This is a genomic window from Buchnera aphidicola (Macrosiphum euphorbiae) (assembly GCF_005237295.1).
In the GTDB taxonomy this organism is placed as follows: domain Bacteria; phylum Pseudomonadota; class Gammaproteobacteria; order Enterobacterales; family Enterobacteriaceae; genus Buchnera; species Buchnera aphidicola_AP.
Genome location: NZ_CP033006.1, coordinates 21,020 through 40,608, shown reverse-complemented (window position 1 = coordinate 40,608; position 19,589 = coordinate 21,020). Strand labels below are relative to the sequence as shown.

Sequence of the window (19,589 nt, the reverse complement as noted above, 5' to 3'; positions counted from 1 at the left end):
CTAATGTGTGAAAGATTTACTAAAATTTCTAAAATCCCAAACTAAAAATGAAGATTTTGACGCTATTAAAATCTCATTAGCTTCACCTGATATGATTAGATCTTGGTCATTTGGTGAAGTTAAAAAACCTGAAACTATTAATTATCGTACATTTAAACCGGAACGAGATGGATTGTTTTGTGCACGTATTTTTGGTCCAGTAAAAGATTATGAATGTTTATGTGGTAAATATAAGAGATTAAAACATCGAGGTGTAATTTGTGAAAAATGTGGAGTTGAAGTGACACAAAGTAAAGTTAGACGTGAACGAATGGGTCATATAGAACTCTCTTCACCCACAGCTCACATTTGGTTTTTAAAATCTTTGCCATCACGAATAGGTTTATTATTAGATATGCCTTTGAGAGATATTGAAAGAGTACTATACTTTGAATCTTATGTTGTTATAGAAACAGGAATGACTAATCTCGAAAAACGTCAAATTTTAACTGAAGAACAATATCTAGACTCGCTAGAAGAATTTGGAGATGAATTCCATGCTACAATGGGAGCAGAAGCAATTCAATTTCTATTAAAAGATATCAATTTAGTTCAAGAATGTAATAAATTAAGGATAGAATTAAATGAAACTAATTCTGAAACTAAAAGAAAAAAACTAACTAAAAGAATTAAATTATTAGAATCTTTTATACAGTCTCATAATAAACCCGAATGGATGATTCTAAATGTATTGCCAGTATTACCACCTGATCTTAGACCATTAGTACCATTAGATGGAGGAAGATTTGCAACATCAGATTTAAATGATTTATATCGCCGAGTTATCAACAGAAATAATCGTCTTAAACGTTTATTAGATTTAGCTGCTCCAGATATAATTGTACGTAATGAAAAAAGAATGTTACAAGAAGCAGTAGATGCATTATTAGATAATGGCAGAAGAGGAAGAGCAATAACAGGATCGAACAAAAGACCTCTTAAATCATTAGCTGATATGATCAAAGGAAAACAAGGCCGATTTCGTCAAAATCTTCTAGGAAAACGTGTAGATTATTCTGGTCGCTCAGTAATTACTGTAGGGCCTTATCTTCACTTACATCAATGTGGTTTACCTAAAAAAATGGCATTAGAACTTTTTAAACCATTTATATATGGAAAATTAGAAGTTCGTGGTTTAGCAACTACCATTAAAGCAGCAAAAAAAATGGTAGAAAGAGAAGAAGCTGTAGTATGGGATATTTTAGACGAAGTAATTCGTGAACATCCAGTTCTTTTAAATCGCGCACCTACTTTACATAGATTAGGAATACAAGCATTTGAACCAGTTCTTATAGAAGGAAAAGCAATTCAACTCCATCCGCTAGTATGTGCAGCTTACAATGCCGATTTTGATGGAGATCAAATGGCTGTACATGTTCCATTAACTCTAGAATCACAGTTAGAAGCTAGAGCTTTAATGATGTCAACTAATAATATTTTATCTCCAGCTAATGGAGAACCAATTATTGTACCTTCTCAAGATGTTGTTCTAGGGTTGTATTATATGACTCGTGAAAAAATAAATGGAAAAGGTGAAGGGATGTTATTAAATGGTTCTAATGAAGCGGAAAAAGTTTATCGTTTAGGCATTGCAGAACTTCATTCAATAGTGAAAGTACGAATAGTAGAATATCAAAAAAATGAAGATCAAAGTTTTAGCACAATAAAAAAAATCGTTACTACTACTATAGGTCGAGCGATTTTATGGATGATTATTCCCAAAGGACTACCCTTTGATATTGTTAACCACACTTTAGGCAAAAAAGATATTTCAAAAATGCTTAATACTTGTTATCGTATTTTAGGACTTAAACCTACTGTATTTTTTGCTGATCAAATTATGTATACTGGCTTCGCTTATGCAGCAAGATCAGGAGCCTCAGTTGGTATTGATGATATGGTAATACCAGAAAAAAAAGCAAACATTATCAATGAAGCAGAAATAGAAGTAGCTGAAATACAAGAACAATTCCAATCTGGATTAGTCACAGCAGGTGAAAGATATAATAAAGTTATTGATATTTGGGCGGCAGCAAATGAACGAGTAGCTAAAGCTATGATGGAAAACTTATCTACAGAGTCTGTTATTAATAAAAAAGGTGAAAAACAAAAACAAATATCTTTTAATAGTATATTTATGATGGCTGATTCCGGAGCACGTGGTTCTGCTGCACAAATTCGTCAATTAGCTGGGATGAGAGGATTAATGGCAAAACCTGATGGTTCTATTATTGAAACACCCATTACAGCTAATTTTCGAGAGGGTTTAAATGTTTTACAATACTTTATTTCTACACATGGAGCGCGTAAAGGATTAGCAGATACAGCACTAAAAACTGCCAATTCTGGCTATTTAACACGTCGTTTAGTAGACGTGGCACAAGATTTAGTTGTAACACAAGATGATTGTCGAACACATGAAGGAATTTTAATGACTCCGTTAATTGAAGGAGGCGATGTAAAAGAACCATTACGAGAACGTGTTTTAGGCAGGATCACTGCAGAAAATATTATCATTCCGAATACTAAAAATACATTAATTAAAAGAAATACATTGTTGAATGAACAATTATGTGATCTTTTAGAACATAATTCTATAGACAATGTTAAAGTAAGATCAGTAGTAAATTGTGATACTGATTTTGGTGTTTGCGCTTATTGTTATGGTCGAGATTTAGCTCGAGGAAATTTAGTTAATAAAGGAGAAGCTATTGGAGTAATCGCCGCTCAATCTATAGGAGAACCAGGTACACAGCTAACTATGAGAACTTTCCATATTGGAGGTGCGGCATCAAGAGCTGCAGCAGAATCTAGTATTCAAATAAAAAATCAAGGTATTATAAATCTTAATAATGCAAAATCTGTAACTAATTCTAGTGGTAAAATAGTTATTACTTCAAGAAATGTAGAACTTAATATTATTGATAATTTCGGAAGAACAAAGGAAAGCTATAAAGTTCCTTATGGGGCTATTATGGCTAAAGGAGATGGTGAGAAAGTCAACTCTGGAGAAACTGTTGCTAAATGGGATCCACATACCATGCCAGTTATTACCGAAGTTAATGGTTTCGTTCGTTTTCTAGATATGATTGATGGTCAAAGTATTACAAGGCAAGCAGATGAATTGACAGGTTTGTCTTCTATAGTAATATTAGATACAGCCGAAAGAATGTCAATTGGAAAAGATTTAAGACCAGCATTAAAAATTGTTGATTGCAATGGAAAAGATGTTCTTATTTCAGGAACAGACATGCCTGCACAATATTTTTTACCCGGAAAAGCAATCGTTCAACTTAATGATGGAGTCCAAATTAGTTCTGGTGATACATTAGCTCGAGTTCCACAAGAATCTGGAGGGACTAAAGACATAACTGGTGGACTACCAAGAGTTGCAGATTTATTTGAAGCTAGACGTCCGAAAGAATTAGCAATTTTAGCCGAAATCAGTGGTATTATATCTTTTGGAAAAGAAACTAAGGGGAAAAGAAGATTAGTTATTACACCAGTAAATGGTAATGATTCTTATGAAGAAATGATTCCAAAATGGAGACAATTAAATGTCTTTGAAGGAGAAAGGGTAGAAAGAGGAGATGTCGTATCTGATGGACCAGAATCGCCACACGATATTCTTCGATTAAGAGGAGTTCAAGCTGTAACTAGATATATTGTGAATGAAGTACAAGAAGTATACCGTCTACAAGGTGTAAAAATTAATGATAAACATATTGAAGTAATCATAAGACAAATGCTGCGCAAAGCGACGATAATCAAATCAGGAGATTCTGATTTTTTGGAAGGTGAACAAGTCGAATTTTCTCGTATAAAAATTTCAAATCGAACATTAGAGAAAAAAAAGAAAATAACAGCTACTTTTTCAAGAGATTTATTAGGAATTACTAAAGCATCACTTGCAACAGAATCTTTTATATCTGCCGCTTCTTTTCAAGAAACTACAAGAGTGTTAACTGAATCTGCAGTAGCAGGAAAAAAAGATGAATTGAGAGGATTAAAAGAAAATGTAATTGTTGGACGTTTAATTCCTGCAGGAACGGGATATGCATATCATAAAGAACGTTTTAATCGTCGTCAAAAAAAACATAACAATCCAACAGTTAGCAGTTCTCAAATCAGCGCTGAAGAAGCTTCTGCTAGTCTTTCAGAATTATTAAATTCTGCTCTTATAGAAAAATAAATGATCTTTAATATTTTTATATATCTAAATTATGGCTGCTCTTAAAAGCAGCCACAGTAAAAATATGATAATTTTATATTATTATATAATAATATTAAACTACTTTATAAAAATAATCATTTTTTTAAGAAATTGTTTCCTGAACATAGTTATAATATTTTCTGATATTCTTACTATCTTAAAAAAGATGTTTTATTTTATACATTAAAACAATTATTAAATCTAATAAGAATACACAAGACAATTTTAGCAAAAAAATACAAGATTATTTAATTTTAATATTTTTTAAAAAATAATTTTTTTAAAATAAATATACAATTTTCATATAGTGTCTTTATTAATAATATTCAGATATATTAAATATTTAAATTTCTTTCAAAAATGAATTTTTAACCTAATTCTTCTTTCTTTTTATATTATTTTTGATAAATATAAAAATTTTTAATTAATAAGAAATTATATAATATGAAGAAATATGTTTCTTCTTTTATATAAAAAATGTATATAAAAACTTACTATAAAAAAATATAATTTTAATATAAATTTTTCCATCTAAATTTATAAAAATAATATCTAAATAAATTATTAATTTTTACATTTAAATAAAAAAAGGAAAAATAATGAATAAAACTCAATTAATCGATGTTATTTCTAAGAAATCTAATTTATCTAAAATACAAGCAAAATTGACTTTAGAAACAACATTGTCAACTATTATTGATTCTTTAAAAAAAGGCGAACCTGTACAAATAGTTGGATTTGGTACTTTTAAAGTTAATTTAAGATCATCTCGTATAGGACGAAATCCTCAAACAGGAAAAGAAATACAGATCCCCGCTACTAAAGTTACTAGTTTTACATCTGGTAAAACATTAAAAAATGCAATTAAATAATTGCAACTCACAAACACATTTTAAGGGGCATAATGCCCCTCACTAAATAAATATTCTATTGATAATTATTTTAATAAAAATAATTATATATTTAAAATAGTCTGAATATAAAAAAATATTTAATTTTTTTAAAAATAAGAAAATATATTATGCCATCTAATCATCTTATAAAAAATGCGTTAATTAGCGTTTCTGATAAAACAGATATTTTAGAAATAGCAAAAACGCTAATAAAAAATAAAATTAATTTATTTTCCACAGGAGGAACTGCTCAAATCTTAAAAAAAAATAATATACTTGTTACCGAAATCTCAGATTATACAAAATTTCCTGAAATAATGGATGGACGAATTAAAACATTACATCCTAAAATTATGGGCGGTATTTTAAGAAGAAAAGATAAAGATAAAAAAATTATGAAATTATATGATATTTGTCCAATAGATATAGTTATCGTAAATTTTTATCCATTTGAAAAAATACAAAATATAGATAAAAATAACATAGATCATATTATAAATAATATTGATATAGGTGGACCCACACTTGTACGTGCTTCTGCAAAAAATTATAAGAATGTTATAATTATAGTAGATCTTTGTGATTTTCAATTTGTTATTAATTCTATTAATAATAATACCATGAATAGGGAAAAAAGATTTTTTTTAGCATCTAAAGCATTTGAATACACATTATCCTATGAAAAAGTTATTTCACAATATTTTACAAAAAAAAATACTTTTCATCAAAATGACAAAAATAATTTTTTTCCTGAAGAAATAAACTTTTCTTTCATAAAAAAACAAGACTTAAGATATGGAGAAAATTATCATCAAAAAGCATCTTTTTATATAGAAAAAAATATATTCCAATCTGGCACAATTAGTACAGCACATCAAATTCAAGGAAAAACTTTATCATATAATAATATATCAGATTCTGATATAGCATTAGAATGTGTAAAAGAGTTTAGTAAACCCGCTTGTGTTATTGTAAAACATGGAAATCCTTGTGGTGTGGCAGTAAGTGATAATATTTCAAAATCATATTTATTAGCATACCATTCTGATCCTATTTCAGCATTTGGAGGCATAATTGCTTTTAACTATATACTCGATGAAAAAACCGCTCAAAAAATTATCGATCAACAATTTGTCGAAGTTATTATTGTTCCTGAAATAAATGATTTAGCAGTAGAAATATTAGAAAAAAAACAAAATATAAGAGTACTTGTTACTGGAAAGTTACAAAAAAATAAAATGGGTCTGGATTTAAAAAAAATTACTAATGGATTAATTGTACAAGAACATGATTCTTATAATACAAATTATAAATCATGGAGTTTTGTTACAAAAAGAAGTCCAAAAAAAATAGAACTAAAAGATGCTGTCTTCTGTTGGAAAGTAGCTAAATTTGTAAAATCAAATGCGATCGTATATGGTCGTGATGAAGTTACTATTGCAATAGGGGCCGGTCAAATGAGCAGAATTTATTCGACTAAATTAGCTAATATAAAAGTAAAAGATCAAGGATTTAATGTTATTAGTGCAACTATGGCCTCTGATGCTTTTTTCCCTTTTAGAGATGGAATAGACAGTGCCGCCTCTGTTGGTATTAGTTGTATCATTCAACCAGGAGGTTCAATACGCGATAAAGAAATCATTCAAGCTGCAAATGAACATAATATAGCAATGATTTTTACTAATAAGCGTCATTTTAAACATTAATTGTTTTTTGATTTACAAAGGACGTAAAAATTTATAACAATTAAATCATCATTTAGATTTTTGTAAATAATCTAAAAGATGATTTAATAATAAAATTAGATTCTAAAAGTTAAAAATAAATGAATTTAATTAAGATCACTTTCTTTAATTTTTTCTCTTATTTTTTTCGTTGCTTCAACCATATTTTTCAAAGCTAATATTGTTTCGTTCCAATTTCTTGTTTTTAAACCGCAATCTGGATTTACCCAAAGACGTTTTATAGGAATATATTTCATTGCTTTATTTAAAAGTATAGTAATTAATTTTGCACTTGGTATATTAGGAGAATGAATATCATATACTCCCGGACCAACTTCATTAGGATAGCTAAATTTTTTAAACGATTCTAGTAATTCCATATCTGAACGAGCTGTTTCAATTGTAATTACATCGGCATCTAATGAAGCAATAGCATTTATAATATCATTAAATTCACAATAACACATATGTGTATGAATTTGTGTAGTATTTTTAACACCTGAAGAACTTAATCGAAACACATCAACAGACCAAGATAAATATTCATGCCAAGAACTTTTTCGCAAAGGTAAGCCTTCTCGTAATGCTGGTTCATCAATTTGAATTATTTCTATTTTTTGTTTTTCTAAATCTAAAACTTCATCATATAATGCCAAAGAAATTTGTGTTGCAATTTTTTTTAACGAAACATCTTCTCTGGGAAAAGACCACAATAAAATTGTAACTGGTCCTGTTAACATCCCTTTAACTGGTTTTTCAGTTAAAGATTGAGCATATTTAGACCATTCTATAGTAATTGGTTTTGGACGGCTAATATCTCCAATAATAATAGGTGGTTTCACACAACGTGAACCATAACTCTGTACCCATCCATTATCTGTAAACACAAAACCATCTAAATGTTCACTAAAATATTCTACCATATCATTTCTTTCAGCTTCACCATGAACTAAAACATCTATACCTAATTCTTCTTGTATTCTTATAACTTTTTTAATATGTATTTTAATTTCTTTTGCATATTCTTCTTTAGTTATTGATCCTAATTTAAAATTACGACGTAATTTCCTTATATCAATAGTTTGAGGAAAAGAACCAATGGTAGTAATAGGTAAAATAGGCAAATTAAATTTTTTATTCTGTTCTATAGAACGAATGTTATAAGAATTTAAACGTTTATATGTATTAATTGAAAGATTAGATAAACGGTTTTCTACTTCAATTTTATGTACTCTTTTAGAAAATTTACGCTCATGAATAGGTAAACTCCATTTCGTAATTGCATCAATATTATTATTATTTAAAGCATTTGATAATAACCCTAACTCTATACATTTTTGCACGGAAAAAGAAAACCATTCTTTTACTTCTTTATCTAAGTTTTTTTCTTTTTCTAAATCAATTGGTGTATGTAAAAGAGAACAGGATGAACCAATGAGTATTCTTTTGTGATTTTTTGAAATTGATTTAATAATTTTAAACCATTTTAAAAGATCAGAACGCCAAATATTTCGACCATTAATCACTCCTAAAGATAAGATCCATTCTGGTGATATTTTAGAAATAAAACGTTTTAAATTATACTTTCCAAAAATCAAATCAATATGAATGCCTTGAACTGGCAGATCACGAATAAATTCTATATTGTGTTCAACACTGTCAAAATATGTTGTAAGTAATAATTTTGTGATTCCAAATAGTTCTTTATAAACATAAAAATAAGCATCTTTCCATTTTTTTGGTAATTCTAAAACTAATGCAGGTTCATCAATTTGGACGAAATCAACACCACGTTTAGATAATTCTGTTAAAACATATTTATATATTGGAATTATATCTTTTAAAAGATCAAGACGATCAAAATTTTCTCCTTTTACTTTTCCTAACCAAAGATATGTAACTGGACCTAAAAGTATAGGTTTAACTTTATGTCCTAATAATAACGCTTCATCAACTTCATCTAGAATTTGTTTCCAAGAAAATTTTAAAACTTTATTTTTATAAAATTCAGGTACAATATAATGATAATTAGTATTAAACCATTTAGTCATTTCTGAAGCTGAAATATCTGGAGAACAACCTCTTGCAATACGAAATAAACAATCTAAATCAATAGTATTAATAATATTATTATGTCTTTCTGGAATATTTCCTAACATCATGCTAGTCGTTAATACATGATCATACCAAGCAAAATCACCAACTGGGATATAATCAATTCCAGACTCTTTTTGTTTTTGCCAGTGTTGTTTTCTCAACTCGCAACCAACTGATAACAAATCTTCAAGTGCAAGTTCACCAGACCAATATTTTTCTTGAGCTTTTTTTAATTCGCGGTTCAAACCTATTCTTGGAAAGCCAAGAGTATGATTTAAAATTGTCATTTTAAATACCTTATCTTTTGTAAATGAGATTTTTAGTTTGAAAATAATTTATAATTGCTTTATATAAAATATATATTCTATAATTCTAGTATTAAAGAAAATTATCAAGCGTAAATAGTTAATTATTGATATGAAGGAATCTCATGATTGAAATAAAACATCTTCGAACATTACAAGCGTTAAAGAACAATGGTTCATTAAGTGCAGCAGCAATCCAACTACATCAAACGCAATCAGCAATATCACATCAATGTAACCAATTAGAAAAAAAAATAGGATTTAAATTATTTATCCGAAAAAGCAATCCTATAATATTTACAATTAAAGGTAAAATTTTACTTCAATTATCTGAAGAAATATTACCTAAAATACAAAAAGCGATACAATCATGTACAGATTCTCATTATATGAGAATTCGATTAGCAATTGAATGTCATAGCTGCATTCAATGGTTAACTCCAGCACTAAAAGTTTTTCAAAAAAAATGTCCAAAAATAGAAATAGATTTTTATTCTGATATGAATTTTAATCCTCAAACATTTCTACAACAAGGAAAGCTTGATATTGTACTTACTTCAGAAGTATTACCTCGAAGTAATTTATTTTATATGCCAATATTTGATTTTGAAGTACGTCTAGTACTATCTCCTGATCATCCTCTTGTGTTAAAAGAAAATAATATCACACCTCAAGATCTTGCATCTGAAATATTAATGACTTATCCTGTTCAACGAGATAGACTAGACATATGGAAATATTTTTTACAACCATCTGGAATTATGCCTATTTTTAAAAATGTTAATAACACATTACTTTTAATTCAAATGGTATCCGCAAAAATGGGAATTGCTGCACTACCACATTGGGTGGTAGAGAATTTTGAACGTCAAGGTTTAATCATAACAAAAAGAATAGGAAATGGAATATGGGGACGATTATATGCAGCTATACGTAATGGTGAACAAAAAGAACTAGTTATCCAAAATTTTGTTCATTCTATACGTTTACACGTCTCCACTCATTTACAGTTTATTCGTAGTGTATTAAAAAAAAATATTTTTATTAAAAAATGTTAATTTTTTATTAACCTTATAATATATTTTTATTATTTTCTATAAAAATTTTATTTAAACATCTTGCAACACCATCATTATTATTACTGCCAATAATTTCAATATGGGGTAATATGTCTTTTAAACGTGAATCTGCATTTTGCATAATATATGCTTTTCCAGCAATATCTAACATATCCTGATCATTCATTCCATCTCCAAAAGCAATGCAATTATTTAAGGGAATGCCTAATAAATTAGATATTAATTTTAATCCATGACCTTTTGAAGTAGTTCCTGATACAATTTCAAGACAACCTGGAACTGAAAAATTAATATGTACTTTACAACCATAACAATCAGTAATTTTTCTTTTAAGAATATATAATTTTTGAAAATTTCTACTTGTAAAAAAAATTTTACTAATATTATTAAAATCTAAATCGTCTGGATGAAAATATTGATATTTTAATGACGAAAGAGCAGAACAAAATTTATTATCTATTTTATTGTTATTTATATACCATTTATTATTTTGATATACTTGCGTGATAATTTCTGTATCTAAATATTCCATTCTACAAAGTGTAGAAGCAATATTTGCTTCTAAATTATCACTAAATATTAGTTCATCATCTAAATTATAAATTTTAGCACCATTTGAAGTAATCATAAAAATCTTTATTTTTAAACTGTCTCTAATTTCCATAACATCTATATAATGACGACCTGAAGCAAAAATAAAATAAAAATTTTTTTTTATTAATAATTGTATAATCTTTTGAGTATATTTTGTTATTTTATTCTCTGAAGAAAGCAAAGTACCGTCTAAATCTACTGCAATAATATAACTCATAAAAAACCTTAAAAAATATAATGTATTTTATTATAAAAACATATTATATATATATAAATTAATATATAAAAATTTTATTTTATAAGATAAATAGATTAAAAAATAATTTAAATAAATTAGAACTATTTAATTAAAAATATTGTATTTAATAACATATTTCAAAAAGGGTATTTATGTTAACACAAGATGTAATTGTAGTAATACTTGCTGCTGGAAAAGGAACTAGAATGAGATCTAATTACCCTAAAGTACTACATTTTTTAGGAGGAAAAACAATTTTAGAACATGTAGTACAAACTGCACAATCTATAAAACCTAAAAAAATTATACTAGTTTATAGTTCTCAAAAAAAAATTGTATTTTCTAATATATATAACATACCAATTGAATGGGTCATACAAAAAAAACCACAAGGAACTGGACAAGCTTTATTGCTCGCAATAAAAAATATTTCAGATGATGAAAATGTACTGGTTCTATATGGCGATGTACCGTTTATTTCACTTGAATCAATAAAAAAACTACAAAAATCTAAAAAAACATCAAAAATTAGTTTGTTAACTACAAAAATAAAAAATCCTAATGGATATGGACGTATTTTACGAAAAAAAGGAAAAGTTATCGGTATAATAGAAGAAAAAGATGCAACTAATAAACAAAAAGATATTAAAGAAGTATATTCAGGAATTTTTATAGCAAAAAGAAAAAATTTAAAAAGATGGTTAGAAAAAATTGATAAAAAAAATAAAAAACAAGAATTTTATGCAACAGATATTGTCTCTTTAGCTTATCTTGAAAGTAATTTTATTTCAACAGTACAGCCCTTAAATTATGAAGAAATATTAGGAATAAATAATAAATTACAATTATCTATTTTAGAAAATATTTTTCAAAAAAAACAAATTGAAAATTTACTTATCAATGGAGTCATAATAAAAGATCCATCTCATTTTTTTCTTAGAGGAACATTACAACACGGTCAAAATGTTGAAATAGATACAGGAGTTATTTTAGAAAATCATGTTGTTTTAGGTGATAATGTTAAAATTGGTCCTGGTTGTATTATTAGAAATAGTATTATTGATAGTCAAACTAACATTCAAGCATATACAATTATAGAAAATGCTAAAATAGGAAAAAATTGCATTATAGGTCCCTTTGCTCATTTACGTTCAAATACTTTATTAGATGAAAATGTTCATATAGGTAACTTTGTTGAAATTAAAGATAGTTTCATAAAAACAAAATCTAAAGTAAAACACTTAAGTTATCTTGGTGATTCTGAAATTGGTTCGAAAGTAAACATCGGAGCTGGTAGTATCACATGTAATTATGATGGGACAAATAAATTCAAAACTATTATTGGTGATAATGTTTTAGTAGGTTCTAATACACAATTAGTTGCACCTATAAAAATCGTAAAAAATACAACTATTGCAGCAGGGACCACCTTAACTAAAGATGTGAACACACCCTGTTTAGTTTATAATACTAAAGAACAAAAATATAAAAAAAACTGGATACGGCCTCATAAAATTAATCAAAAATAATTGTTATGATTTATTAAACTAATATATTTACTTTTAAAATAAAATGTTTTAATAAAAAATAAAAGGTATCAATATGTGTGGTATTGTTGCTGCAGTAACACAACGTAATATTGCTGATTTTCTTATCAACAGCATCAAAAAACTAGAATATCGAGGATATGATTCTTCAGGATTAGCAGTAATAGATAATAAAAATAATATTATTCGAATTCGTTGTGTTGGAAAAGTCAATGAACTTATAAAAAAAACAAATAAAAAAACAATACTTGGTAATATTGGTGTAGCTCATACTCGATGGGCTACTCATGGAAAAGTCTCAAAAGAAAACACTCATCCACATATTTCTTCAAATATTATTGTTGTACATAATGGAATTATTGAGAACAATTCCGTATTACGTCTTTTTTTACAAAAAAAAGGATATATATTCTCTTCTGATACTGATACAGAAGTAATTGCACATTTATTACACTGGGAACAAAACAAAAAAAAAGATTCACTTAAAAAAGTTATACAAAACAGTATAAAACAGTTAGATGGTAATTATAGTATGGTTGTAATCGATAAAAATAATCCTTCAAAATTAATAGCTGCACGTTCTGGAAGTCCATTAATTATAGGATTGGGAATAGAAGAAAATTTCATAGCTTCTGATCAAATCGCATTATTACATGTAACAAAACGTTTTATATACTTAGAAGAAGGTGATATTGCCATTGTTAAAAAAAAAGAAATTAATATCTTCAATAAAGACAATTTTTTTATTAAACGAAAAGAAATTATATCTAATACAGAATATAAATCAGTAAAAAAAGGAAAGTATCGTCATTATATGGAAAAAGAAATATATGAACAACCTACATCAATTCTCAACACTTTAAAAAACCGTTTAAAAAATAAAAATAAAGTATATTTTTCTGAATTAGTATTAGAAGCAAATGATGTTTTTTACAATACAGAAAATATTCAAATAGTTGCATGTGGTACGTCATATAATGCAGCAATGGTTGCTAAACATTGGTTTGAATCACTTGCTAACATTCCTTGCGATGTTGAAATTGCATCTGAATTTTCTTCAAGAAAATTAACTGTAAGAAAAAAAAGTTTACTAATTACTTTATCGCAATCAGGTGAAACTGCGGATACATTATTAGCATTAAGATACTCTAAAAAACTTGGATACCTAGGAAGTTTAACTATATGCAATATGGAAAGTTCATCTTTAGTGAAAGAATCTGATTTCTATATATTAACTAAAGCAGGTTTAGAAATAGGAGTAGCTTCAACAAAATCTTTTACAACTCAACTAACTGTTTTACTTATGTTAGTCGCTAAAATAATAAATTTAAAAAAAGAAAACAACAACATATCACAAAAAATTGTGCAAACCTTAAATCTGTTACCTATGAGAATTGAAAAAATTTTAAAAAAAAATTATATAATAAAAAGCGTGGCTAATATATTAGCTAACAAAAAAAATATGCTATATCTTGGACGAGGTAATCAGTATCCAATTGCAATGGAAGGAGCTTTAAAATTAAAAGAAATTGCTTATATTCATGCTGAAGCTTATCCATCTGGAGAACTTAAACATGGCCCTCTTGCACTCATTGATAAAAATATACCAGTTATTATGATCGCTCCTAAAAATTCATTATTGGAGAAAAATAAAAAAAATATTAAAGAAATATGTTCTAGAGGAGGTTTAATTTATGTTTTTTCAGATCAAGAATTTGATCATGAAGATAATATGAATGTTATCAAACTTCCATATGTGGAAGAACTAATAGCACCTATTTTTTACATAATACCTTTACAATTACTTGCTTATTATATCGCATTAAAAAAAGGAAAAGAAATTGATCAACCAAGACATCTTGCGAAATCAGTAACAGTAGAATAAAATTTTATATATTAAATTTAAAAAAGAGTATGAGTCTTCAATTTAATAAAACTTAATCTCATACTCTATATAAACATTTTTTAATAAAACTAAATTATATAACACTAAAACTCACATTTTCATCTAAGCTTCTATGGCTATTTTTAACTTTTTCATTGCATTTTTTTCCAATTGTCGAACCCGTTCAGCAGAAATGCCATAATTGTTTGCTATAGTTTGCAAAGTGTTTTTTTTAGTTTTATCTAGCCAACGCGCATAAATAATATGACGACTACGTTCGTCTAATCTTAACAGTGCATTGCTTAGTTTATTTGCAGCATGTTCTTCCCAATTATCTTGCTCAACACCACTAGCAAAATTTGATTTTTTATCTTGCAAATATTGTATAGAACAGGTGTTTACTTTACCATCAAAATCTTCTTCTGGTAATGGATTAAAAGTAATATCTTGAGCGGACATACGAGATTCCATTTCTCTTACATCTCTACTGCTCACTCCCAACTCTCTAGCAACTATTTGAATTTCTTCCTCATTAAACCAACCTAATCTTTTTTTGGTTTTTCTCAAATTAAAAAATAGTTTTCTTTGAGATTTAGTAGTTGCAACCTTGACGATACGCCAATTACGTAAAACGTACTCATGTATTTCAGATTTAATCCAATGTACAGCGAAAGAAACAAGACGAACTCCTATTTCTGGGTTAAATCTACGAACTGCTTTCATTAATCCGACATTACCTTCTTGTATAAGATCAGCTTGAAGCAAACCATATCCTGAATAGTTGCGTGAAATATGGATTACAAAACGGAGATGGGATAAAATCAAAGTTTTTGCGGCATCTAAATCGCTATTATAACGTAATCGTTTAGTGAGTATTTTTTCTTCTTCGATGGATAGCATCGGCCATAAGTTAGCTATTCTAATATAAGCATCTAAATTACCTGGTGGTGTTACAGATAAAATCTGTACTTTGTTAATCATTTTAATTCCCGCATCAATGAATTATACATACTGAATTATTAACATGTGGGACACATCTATAATACTTTAATTAAAAATATAAATCAAAGATTTATATAAAATAATTCATCTATTCTTAATAATTTTATTAAATTAATGTTTAATGATATTTTCTTTTTTATGTAAATATAGACTCAATAAATTCTTGGCTATTAAAAACACCTAAATCCTGTATTTTTTCACCAATTCCAATATAACGAATAGGAATTTTAAATTGATCAGCTAAAGAAAAAACAACTCCTCCCTTTGCTGTTCCATCTAATTTTGTAATTATAATCCCGGTTAAATCTAATGATTTATGAAATATTTCTGTTTGTTGTATTGTGTTTTGTCCATTACAGGAATCGATAATTAATATTTTTTCATGCGGTGCAGATAAATCTATTTTTTTAATTACTCTAATTATTTTTTTCAACTCTTCCATCAAATGTGATTTATTATGTAATCTACCAGCTGTATCAATAATTAAAACATCTATTTTTTTTGATTTTGCTGATTTAACTGCATCAAATATTACTGCTGCAGGATCTGAACCAGAACGCTGTGCTACTACTGGTATTTTATTTAATTTTGCTAATACTTGTAATTGTTCTATACCTGCAGCTCTAAACGTATCTGCAGCAGCTAACATTATCGATTTTCCTTCTAGTTTATATTTCTGTGCTAGTTTAGCAACCGTTGTAGTCTTTCCTGTACCATTAACTCCTACTACTAAAATTATAAAAGGAGTATGATTAGATATTTCTAAAGGCACTTCCACTTTTTTTAGAATGTTATACATATTTTTTTTTAACAAAAAATATAGTTTTTCAGAGTTTTTTAAATCATTACGATTAACATCTTTAATTAAATCACTAATAATTCGATTAGTGGTATTAATTCCAATGTCAGCAAGTAACATTTTTTCTTCTAATTCTTCGAAAAGTACACTATCGATTTTTTTAGATAAAAAAATATGACTAATTCCCTCACCAAGAAATTTCTGTGTTTTTTTTAAACTTTTTTTTAAACGTGAAAAAAAATTTTTTTTTGTATTCTGTCTTTTTTCTATATTATTACTAGAGTTGTTTAATATTTCTATATTATCTTTTTTAATTAATATAGTTTCTGAAGTATCTTCTGTTTTATTATTAAAACTATTTTTTTCTTCTTGATTATTTTGTATTACATCTGTTATTTTCTTTTTTTTTATTTTAGAACTTAACCAAGAAAAAAAACCATTTTTTTTGCTATCTGTCATATTATTTACCTTATAGTTTATAAATAAAAAATATATTTTTTAAAAATTAATCATTAAAAAATATTTATTTAATTTTTTATTAATATTAATATTTAAATAAATTATATCACTAACACAAATAATCTAACAAAATGAATAATTCTTTTTTTAAAAAAAATGGCAAAATTTATATTATTTCTGGAAAACTTAAAGGAAGAAAAATATCTTTTAGTAACATCTCAAACTTGCGTCCTACTACTAATCAAATAAGAGAAACACTATTTGAATGGTTATCTAAATACATTAAAAACTCGCGATGTCTTGATTGTTTCGCAGGTAGTGGCGCATTAGGAATAGAATCCATATCTCGCCATGCTGCATTTTCAACTTTACTAGAAATAGAAAAAAAAACATTTTTTAATCTAAAAAAAAATATAAAAGAATTAAAAATATGTAATGTAGAAATTATACGTACTAACACACTTAATTGGTTAAAAAAACCTGGAAAACCATATGATATAATCTTTATTGATCCTCCTTATCATGAAGGTTTAATCAATAAAACTATTGATTTGTTAGAAAATAATAAATGGATTAAAAAAAATTCTTTCGTTTATATAGAACAAGAAAAAAAACAACCTCTGACATTATCAAAAAACTGGGTTTTATATAAAAAAAAAATTACAAATAAAATACAATGTTATCTATATATTTTTAATATATAAGACCAATAAAAATTATAATATTTTGTGTTAAAAAGTTTAATAATATAGAATACATAAGTTCTTGAAAATTAAAATAGGAAAAAATATTTATGAAAGTTTTAGTTTCTGATAATGTATCCCTTGATTTATTTTGTAAAAATCCGATGCAAATTTTAGAAAAATCTAATAAAGGAATTATAGCGGTACTAAAAAATAATTCTCCTATTTTTTACGCAATTACGCCTCATTTATTAAAAAAAATATTTGATCTTGATCATTGCTTATTGCAACACGATACAATACAACAGAAAATTATAAAAAAATTTTCAATGCATCCAGAATGGACTCCTGATAAAGATTTTATTCGTCAAGCAGCATTATGGGGAATTATGTTAACTGAAGAAATATCAAAATCTGAACTTGCATCTTTCATTTCTTATTGGCAAGCAGAAGGTTGTTTTTTTCATCATATACAATGGCAACAAAAATTAGCTAGAAGTTTACAAAAAAGCAGATCTATTATTTGCATGTCACAAAAAAAACGAGATATTACATATATTCCAACACCTGATCAAACTACACCAAGTGGATTTAGAGGTAAATAATGACATTTTATACTGAATTCTTCAAACGTCTTCAACGTCTTATGCCTAAAAACATTAAACCTAAATTTGATAATGATGAAGCGTTATTAGCTTGGAACCAAGAACAGGGAAGATTATCTTCTGAATCTATACTACGTGAAAACAAAGCAATGAAAATGCAACGTGTTTTAGGTAGATCTGGTATTCGAGAATTATACATGAACTGCTCATTTGATAATTATAAAATTGAACATGATGGCCAAAAAAAAGTTCTGAAAGCTTCAAAACGATATGCAGAAGAATTTAATGAAAACATCGCTAGTTTTATTTTTTCGGGAAAACCTGGAACGGGAAAAAATCATTTAGCATCCGCTATAGGTAATTACTTAATATTACATGGAAAAAGCATTTTACTTGTAACAGTAGCAGATTTGATGTCTAATATGAAAGGAACATTTAGCGGTACTAGTAATATTACCGAAGAAAATTTATTACATAATCTTAGCAGTGTTGATTTATTAATGATTGATGAAATTGGTATGCAAACTGAATCTCGTTATGAAAAAGTAATCATCAATCAAATAGTTGATAGAAGATCGTCATCTAAACGTTCTACTGGCATGTTATCTAATTTAGACCATAAAGGAATGAAAAGTTTATTAGGTGAAAGAGTTATCGATAGAATGCGTTTAGGAAATAGTTTATGGCTAACTTTTGAATGGGACAGTTACAGACAATATGTTAATGGGAATGAATATTAATATAGATAAGAAAATTTTTTATTTTATTCTAGATACATATTCACCTGATCTCGTGTCTACTTTAATTAATGAACCGACTTGAATAAATAAAGGCACTTTTACAATAGCACCAGTACTTAATGTAGCCAACTTAGTACCACTGGTATTGATAGTGTCACCTTTAATAGTTACCTGTACATCTGTAACTTTAAGATTTACAAAATTATTAGGTGTAATTGAAATTGGTTGATTATTCCATAAAGTCACGGTACATGTGTCTTGTTCTAACAACCATTTTTTATGAATCCCGATAATTTTTTCTTCTACTGATAATTCTTCAAAAGTATTATTATTCATAAAATACCAAAAACGACCATCATTATATAAATAAGATAGTAAATATTCTTTAATATCAGCTACTTCTAAAAAATCTGTAGATTTAAATGTCTTTTCTATAAGTTGTTTTGTTAATAGTTTTCGTAGTTTTACACGAACAAAAGACTGACCTTTTCCAGGTTTAACAAATTCACTAGACTCTATCAAACACGGTTCAGATTCAAAAATAATTTTACAACCTGAACGAAAATTATTAGTATGATAAACTCTCATGAAACCTCTATTTCTATAAAAAGATTACTACTTATATATAAAATTATTAATTTATATTAATAAAAAAATATTATTTTTTAAATAAAATTTTTTTATTGT

At 27.0% G+C, this 19,589-nt stretch carries 14 protein-coding genes; 9 read left to right on the top strand and 5 right to left on the bottom strand.

All coding sequences use genetic code 11. The features are described from left to right. Positions 1–7: 7 nt before the first annotated feature. The 3 genes from rpoC (at position 8) to purH (ending at position 6,851) form a co-directional block, all read left to right on the top strand. Positions 8–4,231 (top strand): DNA-directed RNA polymerase subunit beta', encoded by a 4,224-nt coding sequence (gene rpoC / locus D9V71_RS00165; protein WP_158340386.1) that lies wholly within the window; start codon positions 8–10, stop codon positions 4,229–4,231. 620 nt (positions 4,232–4,851) lie between these two features. Further along, positions 4,852–5,124, top strand: a complete 273-nt coding sequence (locus tag D9V71_RS00160; RefSeq protein WP_158340385.1) for an HU family DNA-binding protein — start codon at positions 4,852–4,854, stop codon at positions 5,122–5,124. A gap of 149 nt (positions 5,125–5,273) precedes the next feature. Beyond that, the gene (gene purH, locus D9V71_RS00155; protein ID WP_158340384.1) at positions 5,274–6,851 is read left to right on the top strand and encodes a bifunctional phosphoribosylaminoimidazolecarboxamide formyltransferase/IMP cyclohydrolase; all 1,578 of its coding nucleotides are present in this window, start codon (positions 5,274–5,276) and stop codon (positions 6,849–6,851) included. A gap of 125 nt (positions 6,852–6,976) precedes the next feature. On the opposite strand, the gene metE is transcribed toward purH, so the two are convergent. After that, positions 6,977–9,253: a 5-methyltetrahydropteroyltriglutamate--homocysteine S-methyltransferase gene (gene metE, locus D9V71_RS00150; RefSeq protein ID WP_158340383.1), complete on the bottom strand. Its 2,277-nt coding sequence runs from the start codon at positions 9,251–9,253 to the stop codon at positions 6,977–6,979. A gap of 143 nt (positions 9,254–9,396) precedes the next feature. Here metE and metR point away from each other — a divergent pair, with 143 nt between their 5' ends. Next, on the top strand, positions 9,397–10,329 hold the full coding sequence (gene metR, locus D9V71_RS00145; protein WP_158340382.1) for an HTH-type transcriptional regulator MetR: 933 nt from the start codon (positions 9,397–9,399) through the stop codon (positions 10,327–10,329). A 13-nt stretch (positions 10,330–10,342) separates the two neighbouring features. On the opposite strand, the gene D9V71_RS00140 is transcribed toward metR, so the two are convergent. After that, positions 10,343–11,161 carry a Cof-type HAD-IIB family hydrolase gene (locus D9V71_RS00140; RefSeq protein WP_158340381.1) on the bottom strand — a complete coding sequence of 273 codons (819 nt, stop codon included), beginning with the start codon at positions 11,159–11,161 and terminating at the stop codon, positions 10,343–10,345. 173 nt (positions 11,162–11,334) lie between these two features. Here D9V71_RS00140 and glmU point away from each other — a divergent pair, with 173 nt between their 5' ends. Continuing rightward, positions 11,335–12,711 (top strand): bifunctional UDP-N-acetylglucosamine diphosphorylase/glucosamine-1-phosphate N-acetyltransferase GlmU, encoded by a 1,377-nt coding sequence (gene glmU, locus D9V71_RS00135; RefSeq protein ID WP_158340380.1) that lies wholly within the window; start codon positions 11,335–11,337, stop codon positions 12,709–12,711. Positions 12,712–12,784: 73 nt separating this feature from the next. Beyond that, positions 12,785–14,614 (top strand): glutamine--fructose-6-phosphate transaminase (isomerizing), encoded by a 1,830-nt coding sequence (gene glmS, locus D9V71_RS00130; protein WP_158340379.1) that lies wholly within the window; start codon positions 12,785–12,787, stop codon positions 14,612–14,614. A gap of 123 nt (positions 14,615–14,737) precedes the next feature. On the opposite strand, the gene rpoH is transcribed toward glmS, so the two are convergent. Further along, complete coding sequence (gene rpoH, locus D9V71_RS00125) at positions 14,738–15,595, bottom strand: RNA polymerase sigma factor RpoH (protein ID WP_158340378.1); 858 nt, start codon at positions 15,593–15,595, stop codon at positions 14,738–14,740. Between the two features lie 157 nt (positions 15,596–15,752). After that, the gene (gene ftsY, locus D9V71_RS00120) at positions 15,753–16,874 is read right to left on the bottom strand and encodes a signal recognition particle-docking protein FtsY (protein ID WP_158340377.1); all 1,122 of its coding nucleotides are present in this window, start codon (positions 16,872–16,874) and stop codon (positions 15,753–15,755) included. Between the two features lie 131 nt (positions 16,875–17,005). On the opposite strand from ftsY, the gene rsmD reads away from it, so the two are divergent. From rsmD to dnaC, 3 genes are all read left to right on the top strand, one after another. Beyond that, positions 17,006–17,578 (top strand): 16S rRNA (guanine(966)-N(2))-methyltransferase RsmD, encoded by a 573-nt coding sequence (gene rsmD, locus D9V71_RS00115; protein WP_158340376.1) that lies wholly within the window; start codon positions 17,006–17,008, stop codon positions 17,576–17,578. A gap of 89 nt (positions 17,579–17,667) precedes the next feature. After that, positions 17,668–18,162, top strand: a complete 495-nt coding sequence (gene dnaT / locus D9V71_RS00110; RefSeq protein ID WP_158340375.1) for a primosomal protein DnaT — start codon at positions 17,668–17,670, stop codon at positions 18,160–18,162. Next, a complete protein-coding gene (gene dnaC, locus D9V71_RS00105; protein ID WP_158340374.1) occupies positions 18,162–18,902 on the top strand; it encodes a DNA replication protein DnaC in 741 nt (246 codons plus the stop codon). Before dnaT ends, dnaC begins: the two co-directional genes overlap by 1 nt. A gap of 18 nt (positions 18,903–18,920) precedes the next feature. Here the strand turns inward: dnaC and efp are convergent, their stop codons facing one another. After that, positions 18,921–19,490: an elongation factor P gene (gene efp / locus D9V71_RS00100; protein WP_158340373.1), complete on the bottom strand. Its 570-nt coding sequence runs from the start codon at positions 19,488–19,490 to the stop codon at positions 18,921–18,923. Positions 19,491–19,589 lie beyond the last annotated feature (99 nt).

Bases quoted from the DNA above. Each gene is read 5' to 3' on its own strand.
- D9V71_RS00160 (WP_158340385.1), top strand. From the start codon at position 4,852: ATGAATAAAACTCAATTAATCGATGTTATTTCTAAGAAATCTAATTTA.
- purH (WP_158340384.1), top strand. From the start codon at position 5,274: ATGCCATCTAATCATCTTATAAAAAATGCGTTAATTAGCGTTTCTGAT.
- metE (WP_158340383.1), bottom strand. From the start codon at position 9,253: ATGACAATTTTAAATCATACTCTTGGCTTTCCAAGAATAGGTTTGAAC.
- metR (WP_158340382.1), top strand. From the start codon at position 9,397: ATGATTGAAATAAAACATCTTCGAACATTACAAGCGTTAAAGAACAAT.
- D9V71_RS00140 (WP_158340381.1), bottom strand. From the start codon at position 11,161: ATGAGTTATATTATTGCAGTAGATTTAGACGGTACTTTGCTTTCTTCA.
- glmU (WP_158340380.1), top strand. From the start codon at position 11,335: ATGTTAACACAAGATGTAATTGTAGTAATACTTGCTGCTGGAAAAGGA.
- glmS (WP_158340379.1), top strand. From the start codon at position 12,785: ATGTGTGGTATTGTTGCTGCAGTAACACAACGTAATATTGCTGATTTT.
- rpoH (WP_158340378.1), bottom strand. From the start codon at position 15,595: ATGATTAACAAAGTACAGATTTTATCTGTAACACCACCAGGTAATTTA.
- ftsY (WP_158340377.1), bottom strand. From the start codon at position 16,874: ATGACAGATAGCAAAAAAAATGGTTTTTTTTCTTGGTTAAGTTCTAAA.
- rsmD (WP_158340376.1), top strand. From the start codon at position 17,006: ATGAATAATTCTTTTTTTAAAAAAAATGGCAAAATTTATATTATTTCT.
- dnaT (WP_158340375.1), top strand. From the start codon at position 17,668: ATGAAAGTTTTAGTTTCTGATAATGTATCCCTTGATTTATTTTGTAAA.
- dnaC (WP_158340374.1), top strand. From the start codon at position 18,162: ATGACATTTTATACTGAATTCTTCAAACGTCTTCAACGTCTTATGCCT.
- efp (WP_158340373.1), bottom strand. From the start codon at position 19,490: ATGAGAGTTTATCATACTAATAATTTTCGTTCAGGTTGTAAAATTATT.